Source organism: Nocardia sp. NPDC059691 (assembly GCF_042733915.1).
Taxonomy (GTDB): Bacteria; Actinomycetota; Actinomycetes; order Mycobacteriales; family Mycobacteriaceae; genus Nocardia; species Nocardia sichangensis.
Window position 1 is genome coordinate 231,012 of record NZ_JBHWFB010000012.1, and the last position, 23,458, is coordinate 254,469.

30 protein-coding genes are annotated in these 23,458 nt (G+C 68.5%); 17 read left to right on the forward strand and 13 right to left on the reverse strand.

All coding sequences use genetic code 11. The features are described from left to right. The first annotated feature begins 87 nt into the window (after positions 1–87). From ACFV2O_RS26110 to ACFV2O_RS26120, 3 genes are all read left to right on the forward strand, one after another. Entirely contained in the window at positions 88–573 is a 486-nt protein-coding gene (locus ACFV2O_RS26110; RefSeq protein ID WP_379254024.1) for a DUF2505 domain-containing protein, read from the forward strand. Between the two features lie 121 nt (positions 574–694). Next, entirely contained in the window at positions 695–1,216 is a 522-nt protein-coding gene (locus ACFV2O_RS26115) for a DUF2505 domain-containing protein (protein WP_355071895.1), read from the forward strand. Next, the gene (locus tag ACFV2O_RS26120; RefSeq protein ID WP_379254025.1) at positions 1,186–1,992 is read left to right on the forward strand and encodes a class I SAM-dependent methyltransferase; all 807 of its coding nucleotides are present in this window, start codon (positions 1,186–1,188) and stop codon (positions 1,990–1,992) included. Before ACFV2O_RS26115 ends, ACFV2O_RS26120 begins: the two co-directional genes overlap by 31 nt. Before the next feature lie 10 nt (positions 1,993–2,002). On the opposite strand, the gene ACFV2O_RS26125 is transcribed toward ACFV2O_RS26120, so the two are convergent. Then, complete coding sequence (locus ACFV2O_RS26125; RefSeq protein ID WP_355071891.1) at positions 2,003–2,611, reverse strand: hypothetical protein; 609 nt, start codon at positions 2,609–2,611, stop codon at positions 2,003–2,005. A gap of 99 nt (positions 2,612–2,710) precedes the next feature. On the opposite strand from ACFV2O_RS26125, the gene ACFV2O_RS26130 reads away from it, so the two are divergent. Further along, on the forward strand, positions 2,711–3,439 hold the full coding sequence (locus ACFV2O_RS26130; protein WP_379254026.1) for a DUF2993 domain-containing protein: 729 nt from the start codon (positions 2,711–2,713) through the stop codon (positions 3,437–3,439). Between the two features lie 42 nt (positions 3,440–3,481). On the opposite strand, the gene deoC is transcribed toward ACFV2O_RS26130, so the two are convergent. Further along, positions 3,482–4,150, reverse strand: coding sequence for a deoxyribose-phosphate aldolase (gene deoC, locus ACFV2O_RS26135; protein ID WP_379254027.1), 669 nt, complete (start codon positions 4,148–4,150; stop codon positions 3,482–3,484). Positions 4,151–4,304: 154 nt separating this feature from the next. Here deoC and ACFV2O_RS26140 point away from each other — a divergent pair, with 154 nt between their 5' ends. After that, complete coding sequence (locus tag ACFV2O_RS26140; protein ID WP_364424346.1) at positions 4,305–4,847, forward strand: N-acetyltransferase; 543 nt, start codon at positions 4,305–4,307, stop codon at positions 4,845–4,847. 64 nt (positions 4,848–4,911) lie between these two features. On the opposite strand, the gene ACFV2O_RS26145 is transcribed toward ACFV2O_RS26140, so the two are convergent. Beyond that, positions 4,912–5,328, reverse strand: coding sequence for a type II toxin-antitoxin system VapC family toxin (locus ACFV2O_RS26145; protein WP_379254028.1), 417 nt, complete (start codon positions 5,326–5,328; stop codon positions 4,912–4,914). Beyond that, positions 5,325–5,576 carry an Arc family DNA-binding protein gene (locus ACFV2O_RS26150; RefSeq protein WP_364424350.1) on the reverse strand — a complete coding sequence of 84 codons (252 nt, stop codon included), beginning with the start codon at positions 5,574–5,576 and terminating at the stop codon, positions 5,325–5,327. Before ACFV2O_RS26150 ends, ACFV2O_RS26145 begins: the two co-directional genes overlap by 4 nt. A 149-nt stretch (positions 5,577–5,725) precedes the next feature. Between ACFV2O_RS26150 and purU the strand changes: the two genes are divergently transcribed. Then, positions 5,726–6,616 carry a formyltetrahydrofolate deformylase gene (purU, locus tag ACFV2O_RS26155; RefSeq protein ID WP_379254029.1) on the forward strand — a complete coding sequence of 297 codons (891 nt, stop codon included), beginning with the start codon at positions 5,726–5,728 and terminating at the stop codon, positions 6,614–6,616. A 22-nt stretch (positions 6,617–6,638) separates the two neighbouring features. Here the strand turns inward: purU and ACFV2O_RS26160 are convergent, their stop codons facing one another. The 5 genes from ACFV2O_RS26160 to ACFV2O_RS26180 all read right to left on the reverse strand — a co-directional run bounded on the left by ACFV2O_RS26160 (position 6,639) and on the right by ACFV2O_RS26180 (position 10,773). Next, the gene (locus ACFV2O_RS26160) at positions 6,639–7,682 is read right to left on the reverse strand and encodes an alpha/beta fold hydrolase (RefSeq protein WP_379254030.1); all 1,044 of its coding nucleotides are present in this window, start codon (positions 7,680–7,682) and stop codon (positions 6,639–6,641) included. Positions 7,683–7,774: 92 nt separating this feature from the next. Continuing rightward, a complete protein-coding gene (locus ACFV2O_RS26165; RefSeq protein WP_040870424.1) occupies positions 7,775–8,065 on the reverse strand; it encodes a DUF2516 family protein in 291 nt (96 codons plus the stop codon). A gap of 82 nt (positions 8,066–8,147) precedes the next feature. Then, a complete protein-coding gene (locus ACFV2O_RS26170; RefSeq protein ID WP_379254031.1) occupies positions 8,148–8,813 on the reverse strand; it encodes a heparin-binding hemagglutinin in 666 nt (221 codons plus the stop codon). Further along, the gene (locus ACFV2O_RS26175; protein WP_355071881.1) at positions 8,810–9,316 is read right to left on the reverse strand and encodes a helix-turn-helix transcriptional regulator; all 507 of its coding nucleotides are present in this window, start codon (positions 9,314–9,316) and stop codon (positions 8,810–8,812) included. The genes ACFV2O_RS26170 and ACFV2O_RS26175 overlap by 4 nt, the downstream gene beginning before the upstream one ends. A 104-nt stretch (positions 9,317–9,420) precedes the next feature. Further along, positions 9,421–10,773, reverse strand: a complete 1,353-nt coding sequence (locus tag ACFV2O_RS26180) for a DUF445 domain-containing protein (protein ID WP_379254032.1) — start codon at positions 10,771–10,773, stop codon at positions 9,421–9,423. 249 nt (positions 10,774–11,022) lie between these two features. Between ACFV2O_RS26180 and ACFV2O_RS26185 the strand changes: the two genes are divergently transcribed. The 4 genes from ACFV2O_RS26185 (at position 11,023) to ACFV2O_RS26200 (ending at position 15,253) form a co-directional block, all read left to right on the forward strand. Next, positions 11,023–11,691, forward strand: coding sequence for a TetR/AcrR family transcriptional regulator (locus tag ACFV2O_RS26185; protein ID WP_379254033.1), 669 nt, complete (start codon positions 11,023–11,025; stop codon positions 11,689–11,691). A gap of 213 nt (positions 11,692–11,904) precedes the next feature. Then, positions 11,905–13,317 (forward strand): ABC1 kinase family protein, encoded by a 1,413-nt coding sequence (locus ACFV2O_RS26190; protein ID WP_379254034.1) that lies wholly within the window; start codon positions 11,905–11,907, stop codon positions 13,315–13,317. Between the two features lie 36 nt (positions 13,318–13,353). After that, positions 13,354–14,604 (forward strand): saccharopine dehydrogenase family protein, encoded by a 1,251-nt coding sequence (locus ACFV2O_RS26195; RefSeq protein WP_379254035.1) that lies wholly within the window; start codon positions 13,354–13,356, stop codon positions 14,602–14,604. Positions 14,605–14,617: 13 nt separating this feature from the next. Next, complete coding sequence (locus ACFV2O_RS26200; protein WP_364424360.1) at positions 14,618–15,253, forward strand: class I SAM-dependent methyltransferase; 636 nt, start codon at positions 14,618–14,620, stop codon at positions 15,251–15,253. On the opposite strand, the gene ACFV2O_RS26205 is transcribed toward ACFV2O_RS26200, so the two are convergent. Together ACFV2O_RS26205 and ACFV2O_RS26210 are read right to left on the reverse strand one after the other, a co-directional pair. Then, entirely contained in the window at positions 15,250–15,798 is a 549-nt protein-coding gene (locus ACFV2O_RS26205) for a TetR/AcrR family transcriptional regulator (protein WP_379254095.1), read from the reverse strand. The two genes, ACFV2O_RS26200 and ACFV2O_RS26205, sit on opposite strands and share 4 nt — an antisense overlap. 124 nt (positions 15,799–15,922) lie before the next feature. Then, positions 15,923–16,693: a hypothetical protein gene (locus tag ACFV2O_RS26210; RefSeq protein WP_379254036.1), complete on the reverse strand. Its 771-nt coding sequence runs from the start codon at positions 16,691–16,693 to the stop codon at positions 15,923–15,925. Positions 16,694–17,010: 317 nt separating this feature from the next. Here ACFV2O_RS26210 and ACFV2O_RS26215 point away from each other — a divergent pair, with 317 nt between their 5' ends. Beyond that, entirely contained in the window at positions 17,011–17,901 is an 891-nt protein-coding gene (locus ACFV2O_RS26215; protein ID WP_379254037.1) for an SDR family oxidoreductase, read from the forward strand. A gap of 140 nt (positions 17,902–18,041) precedes the next feature. On the opposite strand, the gene ACFV2O_RS26220 is transcribed toward ACFV2O_RS26215, so the two are convergent. Together ACFV2O_RS26220 and ACFV2O_RS26225 are read right to left on the reverse strand one after the other, a co-directional pair. Next, positions 18,042–18,233: a hypothetical protein gene (locus tag ACFV2O_RS26220; protein WP_379254038.1), complete on the reverse strand. Its 192-nt coding sequence runs from the start codon at positions 18,231–18,233 to the stop codon at positions 18,042–18,044. 61 nt (positions 18,234–18,294) lie between these two features. Next, positions 18,295–19,041 (reverse strand): GntR family transcriptional regulator, encoded by a 747-nt coding sequence (locus tag ACFV2O_RS26225; RefSeq protein WP_379254039.1) that lies wholly within the window; start codon positions 19,039–19,041, stop codon positions 18,295–18,297. A gap of 177 nt (positions 19,042–19,218) precedes the next feature. Between ACFV2O_RS26225 and ACFV2O_RS26230 the strand changes: the two genes are divergently transcribed. From ACFV2O_RS26230 to ACFV2O_RS26255, 6 genes are all read left to right on the forward strand, one after another. After that, positions 19,219–19,611, forward strand: coding sequence for a hypothetical protein (locus tag ACFV2O_RS26230; protein ID WP_355071864.1), 393 nt, complete (start codon positions 19,219–19,221; stop codon positions 19,609–19,611). Between the two features lie 41 nt (positions 19,612–19,652). Beyond that, complete coding sequence (locus ACFV2O_RS26235) at positions 19,653–20,315, forward strand: hypothetical protein (protein WP_355071862.1); 663 nt, start codon at positions 19,653–19,655, stop codon at positions 20,313–20,315. After that, the gene (locus ACFV2O_RS26240) at positions 20,312–21,037 is read left to right on the forward strand and encodes an ESX secretion-associated protein EspG (protein WP_355071861.1); all 726 of its coding nucleotides are present in this window, start codon (positions 20,312–20,314) and stop codon (positions 21,035–21,037) included. Before ACFV2O_RS26235 ends, ACFV2O_RS26240 begins: the two co-directional genes overlap by 4 nt. A 34-nt stretch (positions 21,038–21,071) precedes the next feature. Beyond that, a complete protein-coding gene (locus ACFV2O_RS26245; protein WP_355071859.1) occupies positions 21,072–21,920 on the forward strand; it encodes a polyphosphate kinase 2 family protein in 849 nt (282 codons plus the stop codon). 189 nt (positions 21,921–22,109) lie between these two features. After that, a complete protein-coding gene (locus ACFV2O_RS26250; protein ID WP_356962631.1) occupies positions 22,110–22,889 on the forward strand; it encodes a thioredoxin domain-containing protein in 780 nt (259 codons plus the stop codon). Continuing rightward, the gene (locus ACFV2O_RS26255; RefSeq protein WP_379254040.1) at positions 22,886–23,452 is read left to right on the forward strand and encodes a vitamin K epoxide reductase family protein; all 567 of its coding nucleotides are present in this window, start codon (positions 22,886–22,888) and stop codon (positions 23,450–23,452) included. Before ACFV2O_RS26250 ends, ACFV2O_RS26255 begins: the two co-directional genes overlap by 4 nt. Positions 23,453–23,458: the final 6 nt, after the last annotated feature.

Consider the following 23,458-nt stretch of genomic DNA (forward strand, 5'->3'; position numbering starts at 1 on the left):
ACAGCTACACGCTGGCATTCTCCGCCCCGAGCACATCCGACAGCACGACTCGTGGGACTCGAGCGCTACACGGTAGCGTGTGGACCCATGGCTACACCGCTGGCGTACACGGCCCGCTACACCCATCCGACCGCCGCGGTGCGCGCGGCATTCGCGAACGACCAGTACTGGAAGGATCGCATCGCGGAGGTCGGCGGCCCCAATGCCCGGCTGGAGTCGGTCACCGTCAGCGGTGACGAGGTGCGCGTCGAGATGGTGCAGGCCATCCCCGCCGAACAGCTCCCCGCCGCGATCACCGCGGTGCGGCCCGGCGATCTGATCATCCCGCGCGTCGAGCGCTGGACCGGGGACCAGGCCACCTTCGAGGCCCGCGTCGAGGGCGCGCCCGCCGAGGTCCGCGGCGCCATCGCGTTGGCCGCCGACGGCTCCGGCGCCGTCACCACGGTCGACGGCACCATCGAGGTGAAGATTCCGCTGTTCGGCAGCAAGATCGAGAAGGCGATCGCCGAGCACCTCACCGAGCTGCTGAAGAACGAGGCGGAGTTCACCGGCAAGTGGCTCACGGCGCACTGACCGGTCTCGAGAGCACGGTCACTGTTCGACGTCACATCGTGCGGTCCCGGCCTTCGTGTCAGTTCCGCACTCCACCCGCCCATCGAGGTCGGCGCCGCCGGACCCAGTAACGTGTGAGCCCATGGCACGCCGATTGGACTACTCCGCCCGCTATCCGCTGCACACCACAAAAGAGCTGTACGCGGCGCTGTCGAACCGCGATTACTGGGACGCGCGGATGGGCGAGATGCGGAAGTACACCCCCGGCAACGAGGTGGTCCGGCTGGAGGCGGGCGACGACGGGATCACGGTCGAGCTGCACCACGTCCTGCCCCGCGACATGCTGCCGGAAATCGCGCAGACGGTGATGCGCAAGGACATGGTGATCACCCGCAAGGAGTTCTACAGCCCGTACGCCGCGGAGGAGACCACCGGCAAGTACTCGGCGTCCATTCCCGCAGGCCCCGGCAGCCTCGGCGGCACCATCCGCCTGTTCCCCACCGACACCGGCTGCACCATGCGCTTCTCGTCGGAGGCGAAAGTTTTCATCCCCATGGTGGGTCCGCGCCTGGAACAGCTGATGCTGGTGAACCTGGTCGACCTGTTCCGCGGCGAGGCCGAGTTCACGGTTCAGTGGCTGGAAGAACAACACCCCACTCGCTGACCAAACCGGTCGGCAATATCACTCGTGGCACCACCGCCGTCAATCGTCTCCGCCGCAGCGACCGCTGGCTGATCAACGACGAATTCGTCGCCGACCGGTTGCGCGGTGCGCCCGATCCGCTGGTCGTCGATCTCGGGTACGGCGCGAGCCCGTGGACCACGTTCGAGCTGGCCGCTCGGCTGCGCACGATCCGCGCCGACGTGCGGGTGGTCGGATTGGAGATCGACCCGCAGCGCGTGGTGCCCGGCCGCGACGGCGTCACCTTCGCACGGGGCGGATTCGAATTGGCCGGGCTGCGGCCGGTTCTGGTGCGCGCCTTCAACGTCCTGCGGCAGTACCCGGAAGCGGCGGTCGGCGAGGCATGGTCGACGGTGCTGGCCGGGTTGGCGCCGGACGGGGTGCTGGTCGACGGCACCTGCGACGAATTGGGCAGACGCTGCGCATGGATCCTGCTCGACCGGCACGGACCACGCTCGCTCACGCTGGCCTGGGATCCTTTCACCGTCGAGCGTCCCTCCGACCTCGCCGAACGCTTGCCGAAGGCGTTGATCCACCGCAACGTTCCCGGTGAACCGATTCACGCGCTGCTGACCGCCGCCGATCGCGCGTGGGCCCACGCCGCGCCGATGGCACCATATGGCCCCCGGGTCCGCTGGCGCGCGGCGGCGCGGGCGCTGCACGCGGAAGGCTTCCCGATCCGCCACTACCGCCGCCGCCTGCGCGACAGCGTGCTCTCGGTGCCGTGGTCGGCGGTCGCGCCGCTCGGTACGAGCTAGCGCGGTTTCGTCACGCTACGGCAAGCGCCTGATATACCCGTCGCGCGGCGCGCGGCGACAAGCGCGCACCCGCGTCGGTGATCTCCTCGCCCGCGCACCGGTGGATCGCGACCGCGTCGGCCACCACCTCGTTCAAAGCGGACTGCCCGATATCGGCCTCGGCCAGGTCGAGCACCGTGCGGACCGGCGTCGTCACCAGGAACGCACCCGCCGATTCCACGTCGGCGCCTGCCAGCGTTCGGCGCACGACCACCAGCCGCGGCGTCACCGGCGGACGTCCCGCGCGCGCCGACAGGTGCAGGAACCGCGGGCACAGGCTGCCGAGCCCGTGCAACTCCGCCGCACTCTGATGGGAGACCACCGCGGCGCCGTCGAACCAGGCCGCCCACATCGCGTACTCGTCGAGCGGGCCGTCCGGCCACCCGGCCAACCGGAGCATGCCGACTCCGGCCCTCGTCACCGAACCGTCGCCAAGGGCTGCTCGCACCCGCGCTCCGCACCCGGTGCGCAGCACCTGGCGAGTCGTGAAGAAACCGGCGTGCCGACCGGCCCAGCGGCGCAGAACACGCCATCCTTGTTCCGCGGATCCGATCGCGCGGCTTGCCTCATCGCCGGCCATGGGCATCAGGCTACGCTCGATTTTTGTGCTTCATGTCACATTCGAACCCCTCACGACCTCCTCAGAGACGGCACAGAAAGGTCGGGAAGAATTTTGGCCATGAGTACGAACGCAACCTCGCCCTCGACGATCAACCGGCGGACCCTGCTGATCGCCCTGACCGTGGTAGCGATTCTGCTCGCCACGGTCTTGGTCGGCGGCGAGGCCTACGCCAGGCACACGGTGTCGAACTGCATCAGCTCGCAGTTCGAGAAGGAGATGGGGTCGAAGATCGACGTGAGCTTCGGGCCCAAGCCGATGCTGCTCACCTGGATCGACGGCAAGGTGCCGACGGTCAAGGTGAACAGTGACGACACCAAGTTCGGTCCCGCCGTCGGGATGGTGGTGCACGCCGTCTTCCGCGACGTCGACGTCGCCGACCAGAACGGCAGCGAGATCGGCAGTTCCTCGGCCGACGTCACCTGGAGCAACGAGGGAATCAAAGAGACCCTCGGCGGCATGGTCAGCGGGGTGAGTTCCTCGGCGAGTACCGGCATGCTCACCCTGTCGGTGCTCGGCGGCTTCGCCGAACTCCAGTTGAAGCCGCAGATCGTGAACGGCATGGTCAAGGTGGAGACGATGTCGGCGGAGTTGCTCGGCATCGGCCTGCCCTCCGACCTGGTGCAGAGCATCGTCGACCTGTTCACCAAGAGCCTGCAGAGCTACCCGCTCGGCATGGCGGCGACCGACCTGAAGGTCACCGACTCCGGTGTCGACGTCCACCTCTCCGGCGGGCGTGCCCAGCTCGAGCCCGCAGGCAACAGCAACGGCTCCGACACGCGCTGCTGAACCCGCACCGCCGCAAGACCTTCGGGCCTTGCGCTTTGACGGTCAGATCGGGAAACCGTCGAGCACTTCACGCGATTTCGACAGTCCGAGCCGGGTCGCGCCCGCCGCGATCATCTCCGCGGCCGCCTCGGCGGTCCGGATGCCGCCACTGGCCTTGACGCCGAGCCGGTCGCCGACCGTCTCGGCCATCAACCGCACCGCGTGCGCGCTCGCGCCGCCCGCGGGGTGAAATCCCGTGGAGGTCTTCACGAAATCGGCGCCCGCGCGTTCGGCGACCCGGCACACCTGCACGATCGCGTCGTCCGGCAGCGCGGCGGACTCGATGATCACTTTCAACAGCGCCCGATCCCCGATGGCCTCGCGGACCGTGACGATGTCGGACAGCACCGCCGTGTAATCACCGGCGCGAGCCGCGCCGACATCGATGACCATGTCCACCTCGGCGGCGCCCTGATCCACCGCGAGCCGCGCCTCGGCGCCTTTGACCAGCGAATGATGCTTCCCCGAAGGGAATCCGGCGACCGTCGCGACCACCAGTCCGGGCGCGCGCACCGGCAACATGGACGGCGACACACAGATCGCGAGGACGCCAAGCGCCCGTGCGTCTTCGATCAACACGCCGACCTGCGCGGGCGTCGCCTCCGGAGCGAGCAGCGTGTGATCGATCATGGCGGCCACTTCGGCCCTGGTCAGCGACGTGGAACTTGCCATGGGGTGAGAGTCTGGCACACCGGAATCGAATTCCGTTGCGCGCCTGGCGGCAGTTCGCGCACACTCGTAGCTGATGGCGCATCGGACAACGTGACGCCACGGTCGCTGACTAACGTGTGCGGATGGGCCCTACTTCGTTCGGGAGGAGACGACCGTGCTGATCCGTCGCGAACGCGTCGACGACGCCGCTGCCATCGCGGCGGTGCATCGCAGCGCATTCGCACCGCGCTATGCCCCCGCCGCCGCGTCCGGTGGCCGCCCCGGCGCCGACCCGCCCGAGGTCGACCTGGTCGCCCAGCTGCGCAGTGACGAGGGTTGGATCCCGACGCTCTCGCTGGTGGCGATCGAGCACGACAGCGTGGTCGGCCACCTGTGCTTGACCAGAGCCGCCGTCGGCCCGTTCCCCGTGCTGGCGCTCGGCCCGATCGGCGTTCTCGCCGACCATCAGGGCGCCGGAGTCGGTTCCGCCCTCATGCACGCGGCGCTCGGCGCCGCGGACGCCCTCGACGAACCACTGATCGGCCTGCTCGGCAGCCTGGAGTTCTACCCGCGCTTCGGTTTCGTCCCCGCCGCCCGCCTCGGCATCACCCCCGACGACCCGTCGTGGATCAGCCACTTCCAGGTCCGCTCCCTCTCGGCCTACGACTCCCAGATCGCCGGCGAATTCCACTACGCCGAACCGTTTTACAACCTCTGAGCACCACTCGACTCGGACGCATAGGGGACAAGGCGACCTGCGCCGCAGACGAACGGCCCGGGCGCTAGGCCCACGGGTCGATGACGGGCACCCCGGCAGCTCGGAACGGCGCGGTATCGCGAGTGGCGACGGCCATTCGAGCGGCGCTGGCCGTCGCGGCGATATAGCCGTCGGCAGTCCCGATCGCCGCACCGGTGGCGCGCGCAGCCGCCATGAGTTCGGCGTACACCGCAGAGGTGGTCAGGTCGAAAGCGAGTATTCGCTCGGCGAACAGAGGCAACACGCGTGTTTCGAACCTGTCGCGCAGTGTGTCTCGCCGCCTGCCCGCAGGCATCGCGGCAATTCCCAACCGGAGTTCGGCCACAGTGGCAGCTGACAGGTACAAAGTGCGCAGAGGTTGAGCATTGATCCAAGCGACTACACGCGAGTCCGGAGCCTTGCGCAGCGGTTCGGAGATGACGTTGGTGTCGAGAACGATCACTCGAACTCCATGGGAGGGATCGGCCGTCGGTCACGGGCGTTCAGGGCGTCGAACTCGTCATCGGTGAGTTCGATCTCACGACCGATCTCCGCCAACAACGACCCGAGTTCGACCTGTGCCACAGGCGTGACGGCTTCGATGAGGATCGCGCGGACTTCCGCCTCGGTACTGCGTCCATGCTGGGCCGCGCGCACACGCAGTGCCTCGCGTACCTCGTCGGGTAGATCACGAACTGTCAGCCTGGCCATATCCACTCACCCACTCCGAGTCGACCGCAATAGCGTCATTGCCTTCATTGCCTTCAATCATAGACGGCGATCGCACTCGGAGACACCTTGTCGAGCGCTCGGCGAAGGCGCGGCGAATGTCCGGCGGCGCACCTGGGAGGATGAACCCCATGAGTTCCGCTCCACCCGTCTCGGACGACCGCCGCTACGTGCTGACTCTCGGCTGCCCGGATCGGCCGGGCATCATCGCCCGGATCACGTCGTTCATCGCCGAGTTCGGCGGCTCGATCGTGGAGGCGGGGTATCACTCCGACGCCGATACCGGCTGGTTCTTCACGCGTCAGGCGATCAGGGCCGCGACGGTGCCGTTCGGCATCGCGGAGCTGCGTGACCGGTTCGCCGGGGTGGCGGCGGAACTGGGGCCGGAGAGCGAATGGCAACTGCTGGACTCCGGCGCGCGCCGTCGCGCGGTACTGCTGGTCAGCAAGGACGGCCATTGTCTACACGATTTGCTCGGACGCGCCGCCAGCGGTGAACTGCCCGCCACCATCGAGGCGGTGATCGGCAACCATCCGGATCTGGCGGCGATGACCGAGGCGCACGGGGTGAAGTTCCATCACGTGCCGTTCCCGAAGGACCCGGCTGAGCGCGGTCCCGCGTTCGAAGAGGTCCGCGCCCTGGTGGACGCGCACGATCCGCACGCGGTGGTGCTGGCGCGGTTCATGCAGGTGCTGCCGGCCGAGTTGTGCGAACACTGGGCGGGCAAGGCGATCAACATCCATCACAGCTTCCTGCCCTCGTTCGTCGGCGCTCGCCCGTACCACCAGGCTTTCGCCCGTGGCGTGAAGCTGATCGGAGCAACCTGCCACTACGTGACCCCGGAACTGGACGCGGGCCCGATCATCGAGCAGGACGTCATCCGCATCGACCACGCGGACGAAGTGCGCGACATGGTCCGTCAAGGTCGCGACATCGAGCGGGTGGTTCTGGCGCGCGGGCTGCGCTGGCATCTGGAGGGCCGCGTCCTGGTGCACGGCCGCCGGACGGTCGTCTTCTCCTGACCGGCGCGAGCGCCTGGGCGCGTCAGCCCGCGAGGTCGGCGCGGCTGGACTTGCGCGTGGCGGCGAGGACGCGCGCGAGTTCCTCGTTGAACCGCACGTAGGCCTCGGCATTGCCGAGATGCCCTGTTGGCAGCACCTGATAGCGCGCGAGACTGCCGGTCTGCCGGAGCATTTCGACGATCCGCTCGGAGTGCACCGGCGGCGTCATGTCGTCGAACTGTCCCGAGATCACCGTCGTGGGGACCACCAGATTCCGGGCCGACTCCCCGACATCCATCGTGGCCAGCAGGAATCCGAACTTGGCGCGCACCCGCGCGGGACACGACCGCACGATGGCCATGCTGAAATCCAACAGCTCGCCTTTGGCCGCGGTGCTGAGGATCTGACGCGCGAACAGCCAGCGCACCGGCGCGATGGGCGGGAAGACCATCGGGGCGCCGAGCCCGAGCCTGCCGAACAGGAACGGCAGCGGCACCTTCAATTGCAGCAGCCGCAGCGGACGGTTCAGCAGCGGCACGACCGTCGTCTCCAGGATCAACCGGTCCGCCGCGGTATTGGTCAGCAGCACCGCGAGCGCCTGACGCGCGACCCGCTCGGGATAGCGTCCCGCCCAGGCCTGCAGTGTCATGCCGCCGAGGCTGTGGCCGACGAGCACGCCCCGCTGCCCGGGCGCGAGCGCGGCGTCGAGCACGGCGGCCAAGTCGTCGGCAAGCAGCTCCATGGTCAGCTCGCTCGACCCGTATTCGCTCTCGCCGTGACCGCGCTGGTCGTAAGCGATCACCCGATAGTCACCGGCGAACGCGTTGATCTGCGGATTCCAGTATTCCAGGCAGCAGGTCCACCCGTGGACGAGCACGATGGCGGGGGCATCCGACGGGCCGTAGGCGTGTACGCGCAGCCGGACGCCGTCACCGGTCTGGACCGGAACCACCTCGCGCGGCGCGGTCGGCGGGTTGAACGCGGCGGTCTGGTAGGTACGCGACCGCAAGTCGGCGCTGTGCGCGTCGCGCAAGCTCCGGAGCATGCCCCGGAAGCTCGTCAACGCGGTCGGCAGCATGGCACGCATCGGACACTCCTTTGTGTTACTGCTAGATACAGTAACCCCGATTCGCGCCGCTTGCTAGTGCAAGCACCCTTACCTGTCGGCGAACTCCGCCCTCACCAGCGCGGACCCCGCTGCACCTCGTCCACCTTGGGCCGGACGTCGGCCAAGTAGACGCCCGTGGCGATGATCGCCGCGAAGGAGAGCAGGCCCAGACCCGCGGGGGAGAGCAGGAGCACGAGCACAGCCGCCCCGAGAATCGCCAGCCAGATCGGCTTGGTCAGTTTGTCCACCGCGGTGAACGCGTCCGGACGCTGACGCACGGCGTGGATCAGCGCGAAAATCGTCGCACCGAGCGCCGCCAGCCACAGCACCAGCAGGATCATCCCGGTCAATCCGTGCACCATATTCACCCCACCCATCATAGAAGCAACGCCCTCGCGCACCAGGGGTGCGCGAGGGCGTCGAATCGCTTCAGCCGCGGGCCGTTCAGGGCTTCTTGGGAGCGGCCTTCTTGGCCGGAGCCTTCTTGGCCGCGGGGGCCTTCTTGGCCGGAGCCTTCTTGGCCTCACCGTTCACGACCGGAGCCGGGGTGGCCTCGGTGGTCACCTCGACGACCTCGGCCTCGACGACCGGCGCCGGGTCGATCTCTTCGTCGGCCTCGACCTTCGCCGGGCGGCCGATCAGTCCGTTGACGCGCCCGAGCACGTCCTCGGCGCGGCTGACCGCGTCGCCGTACAGCGTCTCGACCTTGCCGATCCGCTCCTCGACGACCTGGTTGGCGCGCAGCCGCTCGATCGTCTCCTCACCGCGGACGGCGAGGTCGGCGTAGATGTCCAGCGCCTGCCGGTAGTACTTCTCGGCCAGCGCGCGCAGCTCCTCGGCGGTGAACCGCTCGCGCAGTTCGGCCAGGTCGTCCGGCAGCTCCGACGGCAGGCCGGACAGCCGCTCGCGCAGCGACTCGAACCGGTCCTGGACGTCGGCGGGAACGTTGGCGAAGCGCTCGCGCGCCTCCTCCACCCGGGCCTGCACCTCGGTGGCGGCCGCACGCTCGCGCACCTGCGCGAAAACGTCGTTGACGGCGGCGTAGAGGGCGTCACCCGCGCCGACGGTGGCGAGCAGGGGCTTGGTGACGGTGGCGTTCTTCTCGGTCATGGTGTTTCGTTCTCCTGGCGTGGCGGAGTTTCGGTTGTCGTGCGCGGAACGTCGCTGTCCCATACGTCCCCCCCTACCTCGTTTCCTCCGTTTTCCCGGCGAAACGATTCATAGATGTCCAGCAGCACCTGCTTCTGCCGCTCACTGATGAACGTGTCGGCGAGCAGTGCGTCCCGGACCGGACTGTGCGGCCGCTGCTCGAGATAGCCAGCCCGTACGTACAAGACCTCCGAGGAGACCCGCAGCGCTTTCGCGATCTGCGTGAGCACTTCGGCGGACGGATTTCGCAGTCCGCGCTCGATCTGGCTGAGATACGGATTGCTCACCCCCGCCAGCTGGGCGAGCTGACGCAACGAGACTTGCGCGGCTTCCCGCTGCGCCCTGATGAAGCCTCCGATGTCGTGCGCCGCACTGACGACGCGACCCCCTCGTTCGCCGATGCCGGACGAATGCTCGTCCGATCTCTCGGTGTACTCGGCGGAAACCTCGGGCTGGTCAGCCATCACTCACCTTCTGGCGGTTGTACGAATTCGATTCTAGGTCAGGGTGCTAGCTATTGCAAGCAGTCTGCTAGCAGCGTTTCGGCAAACGTTCCGCACGCCGCGGATCAACCGCCGAACATCAAGTGGGAAATCGTGTAGATCGTCAGTCCGGCAAGCGAACCGACGACGGTCCCGTTGATACGGATGAATTGCAGATCCCGGCCGACCTGCAATTCGATCTTCTTGCTGGCTTCCTCGGCATCCCACCGGGCAACCGTGTCGGTGACCAGGGTGCTGATCTCACCGGCATAGTTTTCCACCAAGTAGCGCGCGCCGCGATCGATCCAGTTGTCGACCTTGGCCCGCATGTCCGCGTCGTCGCGCAAGCGCTCGCCGAGCTGCTGCACGTTCTCGGCGACCTTGCGCCGCAGCGTGCTGCTCGGATCGTCGGCGGACTCCAGGATCAGCCGCTTCGCCGCGCGCCAGGTGGCCGAGGCGAGTCCGGTGATCTCCTCCCGGCCCATGATCTGCGCCTTGATCCGCTCCGCCTTTTTGATCATGGCGTCATCGAATTGCAGGTCCTCGGCGAATTCCTCCAGGAACCGGTTCGCGGCGAGACGGACCTCGTGCTCCGGATTGGAGCGGACTTTCCAGGTGAACTCGACCAGTTCCCGGTAGATCCGTTCGGAAAGCAAGATATTGACGAATTTCGGCGCCCACTGCGGCGCGTCCCGCAACACGATCCGATCGATCGTCTCCTGGGATCCGAGCGCCCACTGGTGCGCGCGCTCGGCGAGCAGATCCAGCAACGCCAACTGCCGGTTGTCGGCGAGCAGTTCCGCCAGCACCCGGCCGATCGGCGGACCCCACAGCGGCTCCGCGATCCGCTTGACGATGGTGTTGTCGATGACCTGCTCCACGTCCTCGTCGCGCAGTACGCCGACGACGGCGCGCAGGATGGTCGAGCTCTCCTGCGCCACGCGCGCGGCATGACTCGGATCGGCCATCCAGCGCCCGACCCGCCAGGAGATCTGCGCCGAGTTCACCTTGGCCGACACCACCTCGGGCGCCAGGAAGTTCGTGCCGACGAACGTACCGAGACTGGCGCCGAGCTGGTCTTTCTTCCGCCGGATGATCGCCGTGTGCGGGATGGGCAGGCCGAGTGGATGACGGAACAGGGCGGTCACCGCGAACCAGTCCGCCAGGGCGCCGACCATGCCCGCCTCCGAGGCGGCCCGCAGGTAGCCGACCCAGTCGCCGCCCGCCCCGCGCGATTCGGTCCAGCGGCAGAACAGATAGATCGCGGTGGCCAGGGCGAGCAGCCCGGTGGCGAACGCCTTCATCCGCCAGAGGTCACGACGCTTGGCCGCCTCGTCGAGCACGGCGGCGAAGCCGAGGGGCGCGGCGGCGGGCGCGGCGTCACCGGCGCGGTCGCCCCGGGCGTTCAGCACCGCGGTGTTGCCGGGAGCTTTCTCCATGCCTCCCATTCTGCTGTGCGCGGCGAAGTGAGCGAGCGGGGTGAGTGCCTGCGCACAAACCGGACGTGCCGGGCGCCGGACACGCCCGGACTGTGGTTCCTACCGCATCCGGGCTCAAAAGCGCATATCACGGGTATCGGGGACCTAAGCTGGTAGCCACCGGAGCACATACGAACGAGGGAGCCCACGCTGTCCACCGAAGACCTTGTCGATGTCGGCGAGCGACCGTCGGCGGTGCGCGGCGGCCGGATGGACGGCCGCAAGCGCCGGTGGCGGCAACACAAGATCGACCGCAGAGAGGAACTCGTCGACGGCACTCTCGCCGCCGTGCGCGCCCGCGGCAGCAACGCGGGCATGGACGAGATCGCCGCGGAGATCGGCGTCTCCAAGACCGTGCTCTACCGCTACTTCTCCGACAAGAACGACCTCGTCCACGCGACCATGCAGCGGTTCATCGAGACCACGCTGATGCCGCGGGTGTACGGCGCGATCAGCCTGGACGCGGACGAATACCAGCTGGTGCGCTCGGCCCTGGCCGAGTACGTCGGCACGGTCGACGAGGACCCCGAGGTCTACCGCTTCATCATGGGCAACGGCTCGGCCGACCAGTCCTCGCTCGCGGAGTTCGAGAAGCTCTTCGCCGAGGTGGTGTGCGCGGTGATCACCGATCGCGCCAAGGACCGGGGCGTAGCGACCGAGGGCGCCGCGCTGGCGTCGTACGTGCTGGTCGGTGGCATCCAGCTGGCCACGCACTGGTGGACCACCAACAAGTCGCTGTCCCGCGAGGACGTGATCGATTACCTCACCATGCTCGCCTGGAGCGCCATCGAGGGCATGGCCCGCGCGGGCGGTTCGCCCGCCGCGTTCAACGCGCAGCAGCATGTGCTGCCCGCCCCCGAGGCGCCGGCGCAAGACTGAATCGAGCCATCGGCCCTGGTGCTAGCTGGAGCGCTTGCAAAAGTTCACCAGCACTCTCGACTTTGCCGAATCCTTGGCTAGTCTGAACCCGAGCGGTGCGCCGAGTGCGTTGCGTCACCGCAGGCGCCGTACTCGACGGCGGTCCGTGCGGGTGTCCCGCACGCTGCCGCCCGCGTCCGTCGCTCCGACCGCGGCACCAACGGAGGTACCTCGATGGCGAAGCAAGTACCGACCTCTCGGCTTGCTCGTGGCACGAAGCTGGGCGCGGTGGCAGCCAGTTCGGTGCTTCGCACCCAGCGCGCGCGGTTGACCATGCGAGGCAGATCCGAGGCCGTCCGGGCGAAGATGGCCGAGGAATCGATGATCCGCACCACCGAGCAGGTGGTCACGGTGCTGGGCACCATGAAGGGCGTCGCCATGAAGCTCGGCCAGATGATGTCGGTGCTCGATCTGGATCTGGTGCCAGAGGACCATCGGGAGCGGTTCCAGAAACGCCTGGCCGTGCTGCGCAACGCGGCCCCGACGGTCTCCTTCGCGGCCATGCGCCAGGTGATCGAGGACGATTTCGGAAAGCCGCTCGACGCGGTATTCGCCGAGTTCGACGCCGAGCCCGTCGCCGCCGCCTCGATCGGCCAGGTGTACCGGGCGCGACTACACGACGGCCGCCAGGTCGCGGTGAAGGTGCAGTATCCGGGCATCGATGCGGCGGTGCGCGCGGATCTGAAGAATCTCGCGATGTTCCGGCGCGTGCTCCAGTCCGCGATGCCGTGGGTGACGCCCGCGGTGCTGGACGAGCTGCGGCTGAACATGGAGGCCGAGCTGGACTACCGGGCCGAGGCGGCCACCCAGTTGCAGATCGCCGAGTTGTACGCCGGGCATCCTTTCGTCATCGTCCCGCGCTCGCTGCCGGAGTTCTCCACCACGCGGGTGCTGGTCACCGAATACGTGGAGGGCAAGGGCTTCGAAGAGATCCGGCAGCTGCCCCAAGCGGAGCGCAACCGGATCGGCGAGATCATCTACCGGTTCTACGTGGGATCGCTGTTCACCTTCAACGAATTCTGCGGCGACCCGCATCCGGGCAACGTTCTGCTGGCCGGCGACGGCCGGGTCGGCTTCCTGGATTTCGGATTGTTCAACCGCATGGACGCCGAGCACGTGCAATTCGAGCTGGTCTGTCTGCGTGCCGCGGCGGAAGATCGCGCGGAAGACCTGCGCGAGTTGATGATCCAGCGCGGCGTCATCGATTCGCCGCAGGAGATCGGCGCCGAGGAGTGCCTGGAATACGTACTGGCCGCCTCGGAATGGTGTCTGATCGACGAGGAACTGACCATCACTCCCGAGCTCGCCAGCGGCGCCTTCCTGCTCGCGGTCGACCCGAGGGCCAGCGAGTTCACCGGTATGAAGCAGCAGAATCTGCCGCCGGAGCACCTCTTCTCCCGCCGCGCCGACTTCCTGACCTTCGGCATGCTCGGTCACCTCGGCTGCACCGCGAACTGGCATCGCATCTCCAGGGAATGGCTCTACGACGAACCACCGGTCACCGAGCTCGGCCGGGCCCATCACGCCTGGCTCGCCGACCGCCCGCACGCCGCGCCGCAACGGCCGCGCAAGAAGACCACCAAGTAGCCGCCGAACGGCGGCACGACCGCAGAACGGAAGACCATGGCAGACACACGGGAATTCGACCTAGTGCTCTTCGGCGCGACGGGTTTCGTCGGCAAGCTGACCGCGGAATATCTCACCGAGGCCGCGCCGGAATCCGCGCGAATCGCGCTGGCGGGACGATCGCTGGACAAGTTGACGACCGTACGCGACGACCTCGGCCCGACGGCCGCGAACTGGGGTCTGGTGGTGGCCGACTCGACAGAGCAGAGCGCGCTCGACGAGCTGGCGGCGCGCACCAAGGTCGTGGTCACCACCGTCGGCCCGTACCTGCGCTACGGGATGCCGCTGGTAGCGGCGTGCGCGAAGGCGGGCACCCATTACGCCGACCTCACCGGCGAGCCGCTGTTCATCCGCGACGCCATCGACAACTATCACGAACAGGCCGTCGCCACGGGCGCGAAGATCGTGAATTCCTGCGGCTACGACTCGATTCCGTCCGATCTGAGCGTATATCAGCTCTACCGCCGCACGGTCGAGGACAACACCGGTGAGCTCGTCGACGTCACGCTGGTGGCTTCGCTCAAGGGCGGCGTCAGCGGCGGCACCATCGATTCCGGCCGCGCGATGATGGAGGCGATCGCCGCCGACCCGGCCAAGGGCAAGGTGATGTCGCACCCGTACTCGCTGAGCCCGGACAGGTCGATGGATCCCGACGTCGGCCGCCAGTCCGATCAGGCGCTGTCGCGGGCGAGCGCGATCGACCCCAGCCTGGACGGGTGGGTCAGCACGTTCGTCATGGCCGCGCACAACACCAAGATCGTGCGCCGCAGCAACGGCCTGCTCGGCTGGGTGTACGGCAAGAATTTCCGCTACCGCGAAGTCATGAGCGCCGGAAAGTCCCGGGTGGCGCCGCTGGTAGCGGCGGGGATGGCGGGCGGCATCGTGGCGGGCATGACCGCGGGCGCCCTGCTGTCGCGGGCATCGGCGGGTCGCAAGCTGCTCGATCGCCTGCTGCCCAAGCCGGGCACCGGACCGAGCGAGCAGGCCCGCAAGAGCGGCTGGTTCAGCATGAAGACGTTCGCGCACACCACCTCGGGCGCGAAGTACGTGGCCACCTTCTCCGGCACCGGCGACCCGGGATACCAGGCCACCGCCGTACTGCTCGGCGAGAGCGGTCTGTGCCTGGCGTTCGACACGGAGAAGCAACCCGAGCTCGCGGGCATTCTCACCCCGGCCGCGGCGATGGGCGACGCCCTCACCGAGCGACTGCGCGCGGCGGGCATGACGATCACCGTCGACCGCGCCTGAGGGACGTGCTCCGGTGAATCTCGCACGCAAGACGATGAATGCCCCCGCGCTCGCCGCGGTGTACGAGCGCGCCTGGCGGCCGGCGCTGTTCTATCTCGCCAGTGGGCGGACGACCGCGTCCGACCGCCGCGACGCGGTCACCGCCCTGCGGCTCGGCGGCGCGCAGAAGGTGCTCGACATCGCCTGCGGACCGGGCAATTTCACCAGATACCTGAGTGAGGCGCTGTCCGGCGAGGGCTATGCGATCGGCGTGGACTATTCGGAGCCGATGCTGGCGCGCGCCGTCGCGGACAACGCCGGACCGCGCGTCGGGTATCTGCGCGGCGACGCGCGCAGGCTCCCGTTCGCGGACGGAACCTTCGACGCGGTCTGCTGTTTCGGCGCGCTCTACCTCATTCCGGACCCACTCGTCGCCGCTCGCGAGATGATTCGCGTTCTCGCTCCCGGTGGCCGGATCGCCATCACCACCAGCCACCGGGCGGCCAACCCCATCGGTGAGATGAGCCGCGTGGTCGGCGGTTTGAGCGGGCTGCGGGTGTTCGGCGCCCGGACCTTTCCCGCCCTGTTCGCCGAGGAGGGTTTGGTGGAGATCGACCAGCGGGTCCATCGCCTGCTCCAGTACGTCAGCGCGACGAAGCCCGCGCACTAGACCTCCGCGGTGACGGCCCGGATCAGGAACTCGAGTTTGTCCACGGTCCGATCGAGCGGAAGGGTGCTGCGCTCCACCCGGCACATCGCCACCGAGCCCTCGACCGCGGCGACGATCAGGGTGGCGGTCCGCTCGGCGTCGGCCTCGCTCGCGCCGTGGTCGCGCAACGACCGCGTCAGCAGGCCGGTCCAGTTCTCGAACGCGGACGCGGCGGCCCGCTGCGGCTCGTCGTCGTCCCCCGGGTCCTCGATCGCGACCGCGAGCACCGGGCAGCCAGCCTGGAAATCATTGTCCGCCAGAACCTTTCGCCACATGTCGACGAACGACCGCAATCCCGCGACCGGCCCGGCGGGCAGCCCTTGCGCGAGTTTGCGGGCGGCCAGCGCATCGGCGAAGCGCACGGCTTCGGCCGCCAGCTGCGCTTTGCCGCCGGGGAAGTAGTGGTAGGTGGATCCCAGCGGAGCCTGGGCGTGCTTGGCCAATTCCCGCACGCTGGTCGCGTTCAGACCGCGGCGGCGGATCATGTCGGCCGCGCCTGCAACCATTCGATCCCGCGCCTGCGGCGTTTCGGCCACCCTTCTCCTCCCATGTTCATGACGACTGTCATAGCCTATCGCGCGCAGGCGTGCGCGCGGCCGTGCGCGGTGGAACGTGACCCGCCGCGCGCGGTCAGCCGATGTCCTGCAATACCCGGCGCTGCGGGTCACCGGTATCGCAGCCGGTTCCGACGACCAATGCGGTGACGGCGGGCGGGTGCGGGCCGTTGAGCAGGATGAGCACCGCGTCGCCGCCCTGGAACGCGATGTCGGCCGAGCCGAGGACGGTGCGGTCGAGCCCGTTCGCGTGGACACAGCGTTGCAGCGCTTCGGGGTCGGCGAGGGAGCCGCTGACGGTGTGGCGGCCCAGCGCGCCGAAGGCCATGGTGGCGGTGACTTCGTCATTTCCGATGGCGGGTCGCGCGGTGGGGGCTGGGCGGTCACGGCCGTCCATCGTCGAGATGGCTGAGCCGGCTGCGGCAAGGGCGACGATCGCCGCGGCTGCCGCGGCGAACCAGCGCGCCCTGGTGCGGCGATGCTCGTCGACAGCGACCGAGGGAGCCGCGCCGCGTTGGGAATATTTGATATCGAGCCGGGCCCCGCCCGCCCGCCCGGGCGCGATCGCGTGGACCGCGGTGTCCTGGGGTGATCGGAGCGCTTCGATGAATTCGGTCAGCCGGGCGGTGACGTCCTCGGGCATGGAGTGGATGACGCGTTCCTCCCGGCTCAGCGCACCCAATTCCGCGCTGATCTCATCCAGCCCGCGCAGATACCGCACCGCCTGCGGATCACGCGAGACGATCGGCCACAACTGCTCGCGCTGCGCGGCCGTCACATTGCCGGCGTGCAGATCGGCCAGCAACCCCGGCGGGAACGGAGGCTGCGGCACCGTCCGGATCGCCATCGCACCTCCGTTGGTCGCGTCCGACATCGCACCGATCCCCTCACCCCCAGGCCCGCCTGTGCATCGTTCAAAAGGTCGTCACTGTTATTGGACGCGTCCCGACTGCTCTCGGTTCCCCGGATCGCCGAGAAAATCCAATTGCTTTTTCAACCACTGCCGCGTATGGACGCACCGGCTTCGATCGTCCCATCGGGCACGGCGAGCACCGCCCGCAAGCCGCTGTAAACAGCTCGGGGACAACGGATCTGTCACGCTCCCGGCGAATGCCAGCTAGCCTCACTCCACAAGATCGCGTATTCCAGCCAGAGGACCCCGCCATGAACAGTCCCCTACCCACGCCCGCGTCCGCCCGAGGAGAGGCCACCGGGGATCTGCTCGCGGGAAGGACCGCCGTTGTCACCGGGGCGAGCCGTGGCATCGGCCTGGCGATCGCGATCAGGTTCGCGTCGGAGGGCGCGAACGTCGCGATGATCGCCCGCACCCAGGAGCCGCACCCCAAGCTGCCCGGCACCATCCACACGGCCGCCGCGGAAGCGGAGGCCGCGGGTGGCGCGGTACTGCCGTTGGTAGCGGATGTCCGCGACGACAAGGCGATGGCGGAGGCGGTCGATCGGATCGCCGAGCGCTTCGGCGGCATCGACATCCTGGTCAACAACGCGGGATCGGTCGATCTCACCGGCGCCGAGCAGATCGGCATGCAGCGCTACGACCACATGCAAGCCGTCAATCTCCGCGCGCCGTTCCTGCTGTCCAAGCTGGCGCTGCCGCACCTGCGCGACTCGGCGACGGCCGGGCGGAATCCACATATCCTCACCCTCTCCCCGCCGCTCAACATGAACCCCGAGCACGTTGGCAACGGCGTGGCCTACACCGTCTCCAAATACGGTGTCAGCATCGCCACCGTCGGTCTGGCACACGAGTTCCGGCCCTACGGCATCGCCGTGAACTCCCTGTGGCCGCGCACGAAGATCGACACCGCCGCGGTGCGCAATCTGCTCGGCGGCGCGGAAGCCGTCGCCGCGTCCCGCAACCCGTTCATCTGCGCGGACGCCGCTTTGCTGATCGTGACCAGCCCCGCCGCGACCTACACCGGCCGGCTGCTCCTGGACGAGGATGTCCTCGCTTTCCATGGCCGCACCGACCTGGACCACTACCGAGTCGTACCGGGCTCCGGCGCTCTCGCCAACGACCTTTTCATCGACGCGTAGACCACACCGCGGAGATAGCCGAAGCACGCACCCGCACTGACTTTTCGGCCTCGAGATCAGCTTGTTCCGCAGGCGTCGGCAGGAACCGCCGCGACCCACGGTGCGCGTAAGGCGCTCCGCCGCGGTGTGGCTCGCCGATGTCACGGCGCGGACGGGGCGGTCCCGAGAGCGACCATGCGGTGCAGGATCGCGGGCGCCAAGGCCAATTCGAATTCGGTTCCGCTGCTTTCGAACACGAAGGCCAGGAAGTCGTCGCGCGGTACCGGGGCCAAGCGGACCGAGCACTGCTCCCCCACGACCACCCAGCCGCCGACGGTCAACTGATCGGACATCGCCCCTCCCACCCTTCGATACTTCCGACAAGTGGACTATGCCAGTTGCGGCACAGGGGTGTCAACGGCGGAAATCGGTCGCTGACCTGGCCGAATACTCGTACTCCATGATCGGGCGGCCGGGCGGGTGGACGCTCTGGCGGTACTCCAGCGCGACGCCTCGGACGTCCAGACCGATGCGGTGCACGACCAGCACCGCCGCCGGATGCGGGAGCGCGAGACGGCGGCGTTCGTCATCCGTGGCCAGCCGGGCGCCGACGCTCTCGCGCACGACTGCGGCGGCGCGGCCGATCACGGCCTCCAGACACCGCACGACTCCGCCCGGCACGGGCGCCGTCCCGTGCACCAGCGTGGCGGCTGCGGCGAATTCACCGGGATACCAGCATGTGACCAGCCGAACTGCCCCGGAGCCGTTCTCGTACAACAACTTCACACTGATCACCGGACTCGCCGTTGGGAGACCGAGCGATTCGGTGACCTCCTGCGGTCCTTCCACCATTTCAGCTCCCAGCACGGTCACCGGATCGGGCTGGGACGCGGACGGGCCGTATCGGGGCGCGCTCTCGCGCATCAGCGCCGAGCGTTCGGCCACGTAGGTGCCCGACCCACGACGTGACGTGACGATTCCCTGCTGCCGCAGCGTGTTCAGCGCCTTGGCGGCGGTGGGCCGGGCGACCTTCCAGCGGGCGGCGAGTTCGCGCTCGGACGGCACCTCGGCGCCGGGAGCCAACTCCCCGCGCTCGATCAGATCCCGCAGATGCCCCGAGATCTGCAGATACTTCGGGACTACGCCATCGATTCCGGCCACCGGTCGCCTTCCCCACACCGCCCCTCGGACCGCTGGTCAGTGTAACAACGGCGGAGACGTGCGCAGCGGCCTTCACACAAGCCCGTACCGAGGCGGTCCGCCGCGCTGAACCGCCCGGTAAAGTGCGAATCCAGTACAGCGCGGTACGAACAGGACCGAGCGGAAGGGGGCTTCCACGTGGCGGTACCCGATACCGGACAGGGGACGGCGCGCGAGCTGTACGCGGCGGCCATCGGCGCGGGCGGGAGCGAAAGGTTCGAGCTGGACACGGCGGTCGCGGAGAATCTCGCCGCCGCGTGCGACCAACTGGTCGACGATCTGGGCCGCGCGATGGCGGGCGAACACCTCGTCACCGAGGTGACCGGCTTCCCCGATCTGCCAACCGGGCACGGCCTCACCCGCGGGTTCTCCGCCAAGGGAAGGCAATACCTGGACACCCTGGCCGCGTTCCAGGAAACGGCGCTGCTGTTCAAGGCCGCGTATCTCGCCGCGGCCAATCGGCTGGCCGACGCCGAGGCGGCGAATCAGGCCGCACTGCGGCTGGTCGCCGACTATCTGGAGCCCCGTTGAGCGCGCACCCGCGCGCCGGGACCGACTGAGGGGGACGACGGATGGCAGACTCCACGGCACGCGCCGCCGCCGACGGCATCCGGCAGGAACTGGCCGGATTCACCGACGACGCAACCGATCCCGCCTACGCGCCGGATCGGGAACTGTTCGGCGCCTACACCCACCAGCAGATCTGGGAGCTGGTGCACGAAGCGCTCGACCCTGCGGCATTGGGCCGGATCGCCGCGGCATGGCAGGCCAACGCGACCGCGGTGGCCGAAGCGTTCCAAGCCTTCTCCGATGCCACCAACCGCGAATTCGCGCGCTGGTCGGGCCGGGCAGCCGACGCCGCGGTGAGCGCGACCAGGCAGTTCGTCCGCGCGGGCGGGGATACGCACGACGTGTGCCGGGCGGTCGCTCGGCTGATGGAGTTGAATAGCGATGCCGCGCAGACGGTCCGGGGCGCGATCGCGCCGCCGCAGCGGTATCGGCCGCTGGCGGACCCGGCCGCGGAAGCGGTTTACGGTGGAAAACGTAGGATGGAACACGATAGTGCGGCGGCAGACATCGAAGCGGATGTCCGGGACACGATGACTTACGTCTACACCCCGACGATGCCCGCCACCGGCGACCGCGTTCCCCGATTCCCCCGGCCGCAGGAAGGTTCGGCGGCCGACAACGCACCCGGCGATCCGGATTCCGCGCGCGGAGGCGGCGCACGGTGAAATGGGTGCTCACCCCGGACGAGTTCACGCATGTCTGGACGAACGAAACGAGCCTGGACCGTAGGCCCTACCCGGTCAACATGGTCCCTTCGGCCACCGCGCGGACCGAGTCGGAGTACCACGCCCTCCATCTGCCGCAGCGCTTCGCCCGCCAAGCCGATCCTGATCTCGCCGCCGCGCTGGTGCTCTGCGCGCGCAACGACGCGACCACCATCACCGTCTCGGGCGAGCGTTCGGCGCTCTCGCGCAACGGCAGCGGGTCCGAGACCGAACGGATCCTCGCGTTCGCCGCGGTGGTGCACAACCACGCGGGCATCCTGGTCGCCACGCCGGACCGGGTGACCGTACAGATGTGCCACGCCCGTGCCGTGGGCGAACGCTTGGTGCAGATCATCGGCTCGGCGCGACCGGGCAAGCTCGCCCCGATGCGGGAGCCGCAGGACGCGGTGCTGAATCCGGATCGCACCGAGCCGTTCGTCACCAACGGTCACCGCGGCGCGGCGAAGTTCCGCCAAACCCTGCGTAAGCCGGTGGACGGGCGTGGCTTCATCACCGTCACGGTGGAGCCGGAGAACCCGATGTCCCCGCCCACCCGCCATCGCACCTGGCTGGACTTCACCGGCGACGGTCGCTACTTGCTCACCACCGCGCACGATCTCATCCTCACCCCGGTGGCGGACGAGGAATTCGCCACCCAGTTACTGCGGCTCGCGCAAGTGTGACGTGGCCGAACCGCCACGCGGTTAGGTTGGAGCCATGCCGAAATTGTGGACGGTGCCGCCCACCGAGGCCATGCGAGCCGATGGCTTGCGCGTAGCCGAGCTGGACACCTCCGGGACGCCGGGGTTCACCGGCGGCAAGAAGGCGGGCGTGCCCTTGCTCGCCGAACGCGCCCAGGTGCTGTCGGATCTGCAGGAGAAGCTGTACGCCAACGGCCGGGCCGGCGGCGACCGGCGCAACGTGCTGCTGATCCTGCAAGGCATGGACACAGCGGGCAAGGGCGGCATCGTCCGGCACGTCATCGGATCGGTCGATCCGCAGGGCGTGGACCACGCCGCGTTCGGGGTGCCGACGCCGGAGGAGAGCCGCCATCACTATCTGTGGCGCATCCGGAAGGCACTGCCGCGCGCGGGTCAGCTCGGTGTGTTCGATCGCTCGCATTACGAGGACGTGCTCGTGGTGCGGGTACACAATCTGGTGCCGCCGACGGTGTGGGAGCCGCGCTACGACGAGATCAACGCGTTCGAGCAGGAATTGGTGGACGAGGGCACCTCGCTGGTGAAGGTGGCCATGTTCGTCTCGCTCGACGAACAGAAGCGGCGCCTGGCCGAGCGGCTGGAACGCACGGACAAATTCTGGAAGTTCAACCCGTCCGACATCGACGAGCGCGCGTTCTGGCCCGCTTACCAGGACGCGTACCAGGCGGTGCTGGACCGCACGTCCACCGAGTACGCGCCCTGGCATGTCGTGCCCGCCGACCGCAAGTGGTTCTCCCGCCTCGCCGTCACCGAGTTGCTGATCGCGGCCCTAGAGCGGCTCGACCTCGACTGGCCCCCGGCGACCTTCGACGTCGAACAGCAGAAGCGGCGGCTGGCGCGGGCATAGCGTCAGCGGACCAGCGGCCCGGCCGGTATCGGCGCCTCCCGAAGCGCCGCTACGCCCTGTTTTACGGAATCTCTCAGGTAGGCCGACGATGATGGCGGCTGTGGGCCGATCACGCGGGGAGAAGGTCGGCGGATCTACGATCGTGGCGGCAGAAACCGTCCGGCGAGCGAAAGGCGTGGTGAGCGCACGGTGAGCAAGAACCAGGGTGGGAAGTCGAACCCGCTGCTGGCGGCGGAACGCGCCGACCGCAACCGCAAGATCTTGATCCAGGTGGGCGTCGCCGCCGTGCTCGTCGCTCTGATCGCGGCGATCGGCATCGGCATCGCGGTGAAGAAGGCCCACAAGGACGACCCCGGGCCCGCTCCGTCCATCGCCGCGACCGGCACCGCGAACGCGGGCCCCGTGCCCGCCTCGATCACCGACAACGGCGCCGTCCGCGTCGGCAAGCCGGACGCGAAGGTCACCGTGCGGGTCGTCGCCGACCTCCAGTGCCCCGCGTGCAAGGCCTTCGAGGCGGCCAATGGACAGGTGCTCGAGGAAGCGGTGGCCAACGGCACCGCGGTGGTCGAGTACAACATCATCGCCTTCCTGGACAAGGCGTCCACCACGCGCTACTCCTCGCGCGCGGCCAACGCCGCCTACTGCGTCGCGGAGGCCGACCCGTCGAAGTACCAGGCCTGGCTGAAGACGATGTTCGCCCAGCAGCCCCCGGAGGGCGGCGCGGGCCTGACCGACGATCAGCTGGTCCAGATCGCCAAGAGCGCCGGTTACACCGACGACGCGATCGCCCAGTGCATCACCGACCACAAGTACGACAAGTACGTCCAGGCCCGCACCAAGGAAGTGCTGGACAGCGGCATCCAGTCGACCCCGTCGGTGTTCGTCAACGGCAAGAAGGTCGAGTCCAGCCAGCAGGTCTTCGGCGCAGGCGGTCTCGCACCCGTGATCAGCGCCGCCGCGGGCCAGTGATCACCGCGGGGCCCCGGGCCGCGTGGGTCCTGTTGATCGGCGGGCTGGCCGGTTGGCTGGCCGCCGTGGCGCTGACCGTGGAACGGTTCAAGCTGTTCACCGATCCCGGCTACACGCCGTCGTGCAGCATCAACCCGATCCTGTCCTGCGGGTCGGTGATGGTGACCGATCAGGCCGCGGTTTTCGGGTTCCCGAACCCGCTGATCGGCATCGTCGGGTTCTCGGTCGTCGTCACGCTCGGCGTGCTGTCGGTAGCCGGGGTCGGCTTCCCGCGCTGGGTCTGGGGCGGGCTGTGGCTGGGCACCCTGCTCGGGGTCGGCTTCATCTGCTGGCTGATCTTCCAGAGCCTGTACCGGATCAACGCGCTGTGCCCGTACTGCATGGTGGTGTGGGCGATCATCACGCCGCTGCTCGCGGTGTGCACCGATCAGCTGTGGGGGCGCTCGCGCGGTCCGCTGGGGGTGCTCGCCGAGTGGCGCTGGACGATCGTCGCGCTGTTCTACGCGGTCGTGCTGCTGCTGGTGTTCCTGCGCTTCCAGGACTACTGGCTGTCGCTGGTCTGATCCGAA

Coding starts and splice junctions, on each gene's coding strand:
- ACFV2O_RS26110 (WP_379254024.1), top strand. CDS start 88: ATGGCTACACCGCTGGCGTACACGGCCCGCTACACCCATCCGACCGCC.
- ACFV2O_RS26115 (WP_355071895.1), top strand. CDS start 695: ATGGCACGCCGATTGGACTACTCCGCCCGCTATCCGCTGCACACCACA.
- ACFV2O_RS26125 (WP_355071891.1), bottom strand. CDS start 2,611: ATGGCCGGCGATGAGGCAAGCCGCGCGATCGGATCCGCGGAACAAGGA.
- ACFV2O_RS26130 (WP_379254026.1), top strand. CDS start 2,711: ATGAGTACGAACGCAACCTCGCCCTCGACGATCAACCGGCGGACCCTG.
- deoC (WP_379254027.1), bottom strand. CDS start 4,150: ATGGCAAGTTCCACGTCGCTGACCAGGGCCGAAGTGGCCGCCATGATC.
- ACFV2O_RS26150 (WP_364424350.1), bottom strand. CDS start 5,576: ATGGCCAGGCTGACAGTTCGTGATCTACCCGACGAGGTACGCGAGGCA.
- purU (WP_379254029.1), top strand. CDS start 5,726: ATGAGTTCCGCTCCACCCGTCTCGGACGACCGCCGCTACGTGCTGACT.
- ACFV2O_RS26160 (WP_379254030.1), bottom strand. CDS start 7,682: ATGCGTGCCATGCTGCCGACCGCGTTGACGAGCTTCCGGGGCATGCTC.
- ACFV2O_RS26165 (WP_040870424.1), bottom strand. CDS start 8,065: ATGGTGCACGGATTGACCGGGATGATCCTGCTGGTGCTGTGGCTGGCG.
- ACFV2O_RS26170 (WP_379254031.1), bottom strand. CDS start 8,813: ATGACCGAGAAGAACGCCACCGTCACCAAGCCCCTGCTCGCCACCGTC.
- ACFV2O_RS26175 (WP_355071881.1), bottom strand. CDS start 9,316: ATGGCTGACCAGCCCGAGGTTTCCGCCGAGTACACCGAGAGATCGGAC.
- ACFV2O_RS26180 (WP_379254032.1), bottom strand. CDS start 10,773: ATGGAGAAAGCTCCCGGCAACACCGCGGTGCTGAACGCCCGGGGCGAC.
- ACFV2O_RS26185 (WP_379254033.1), top strand. CDS start 11,023: ATGGACGGCCGCAAGCGCCGGTGGCGGCAACACAAGATCGACCGCAGA.
- ACFV2O_RS26190 (WP_379254034.1), top strand. CDS start 11,905: ATGGCGAAGCAAGTACCGACCTCTCGGCTTGCTCGTGGCACGAAGCTG.
- ACFV2O_RS26195 (WP_379254035.1), top strand. CDS start 13,354: ATGGCAGACACACGGGAATTCGACCTAGTGCTCTTCGGCGCGACGGGT.
- ACFV2O_RS26205 (WP_379254095.1), bottom strand. CDS start 15,798: ATGGTTGCAGGCGCGGCCGACATGATCCGCCGCCGCGGTCTGAACGCG.
- ACFV2O_RS26210 (WP_379254036.1), bottom strand. CDS start 16,693: ATGGCGATCCGGACGGTGCCGCAGCCTCCGTTCCCGCCGGGGTTGCTG.
- ACFV2O_RS26215 (WP_379254037.1), top strand. CDS start 17,011: ATGAACAGTCCCCTACCCACGCCCGCGTCCGCCCGAGGAGAGGCCACC.
- ACFV2O_RS26220 (WP_379254038.1), bottom strand. CDS start 18,233: ATGTCCGATCAGTTGACCGTCGGCGGCTGGGTGGTCGTGGGGGAGCAG.
- ACFV2O_RS26235 (WP_355071862.1), top strand. CDS start 19,653: ATGGCAGACTCCACGGCACGCGCCGCCGCCGACGGCATCCGGCAGGAA.
- ACFV2O_RS26245 (WP_355071859.1), top strand. CDS start 21,072: ATGCCGAAATTGTGGACGGTGCCGCCCACCGAGGCCATGCGAGCCGAT.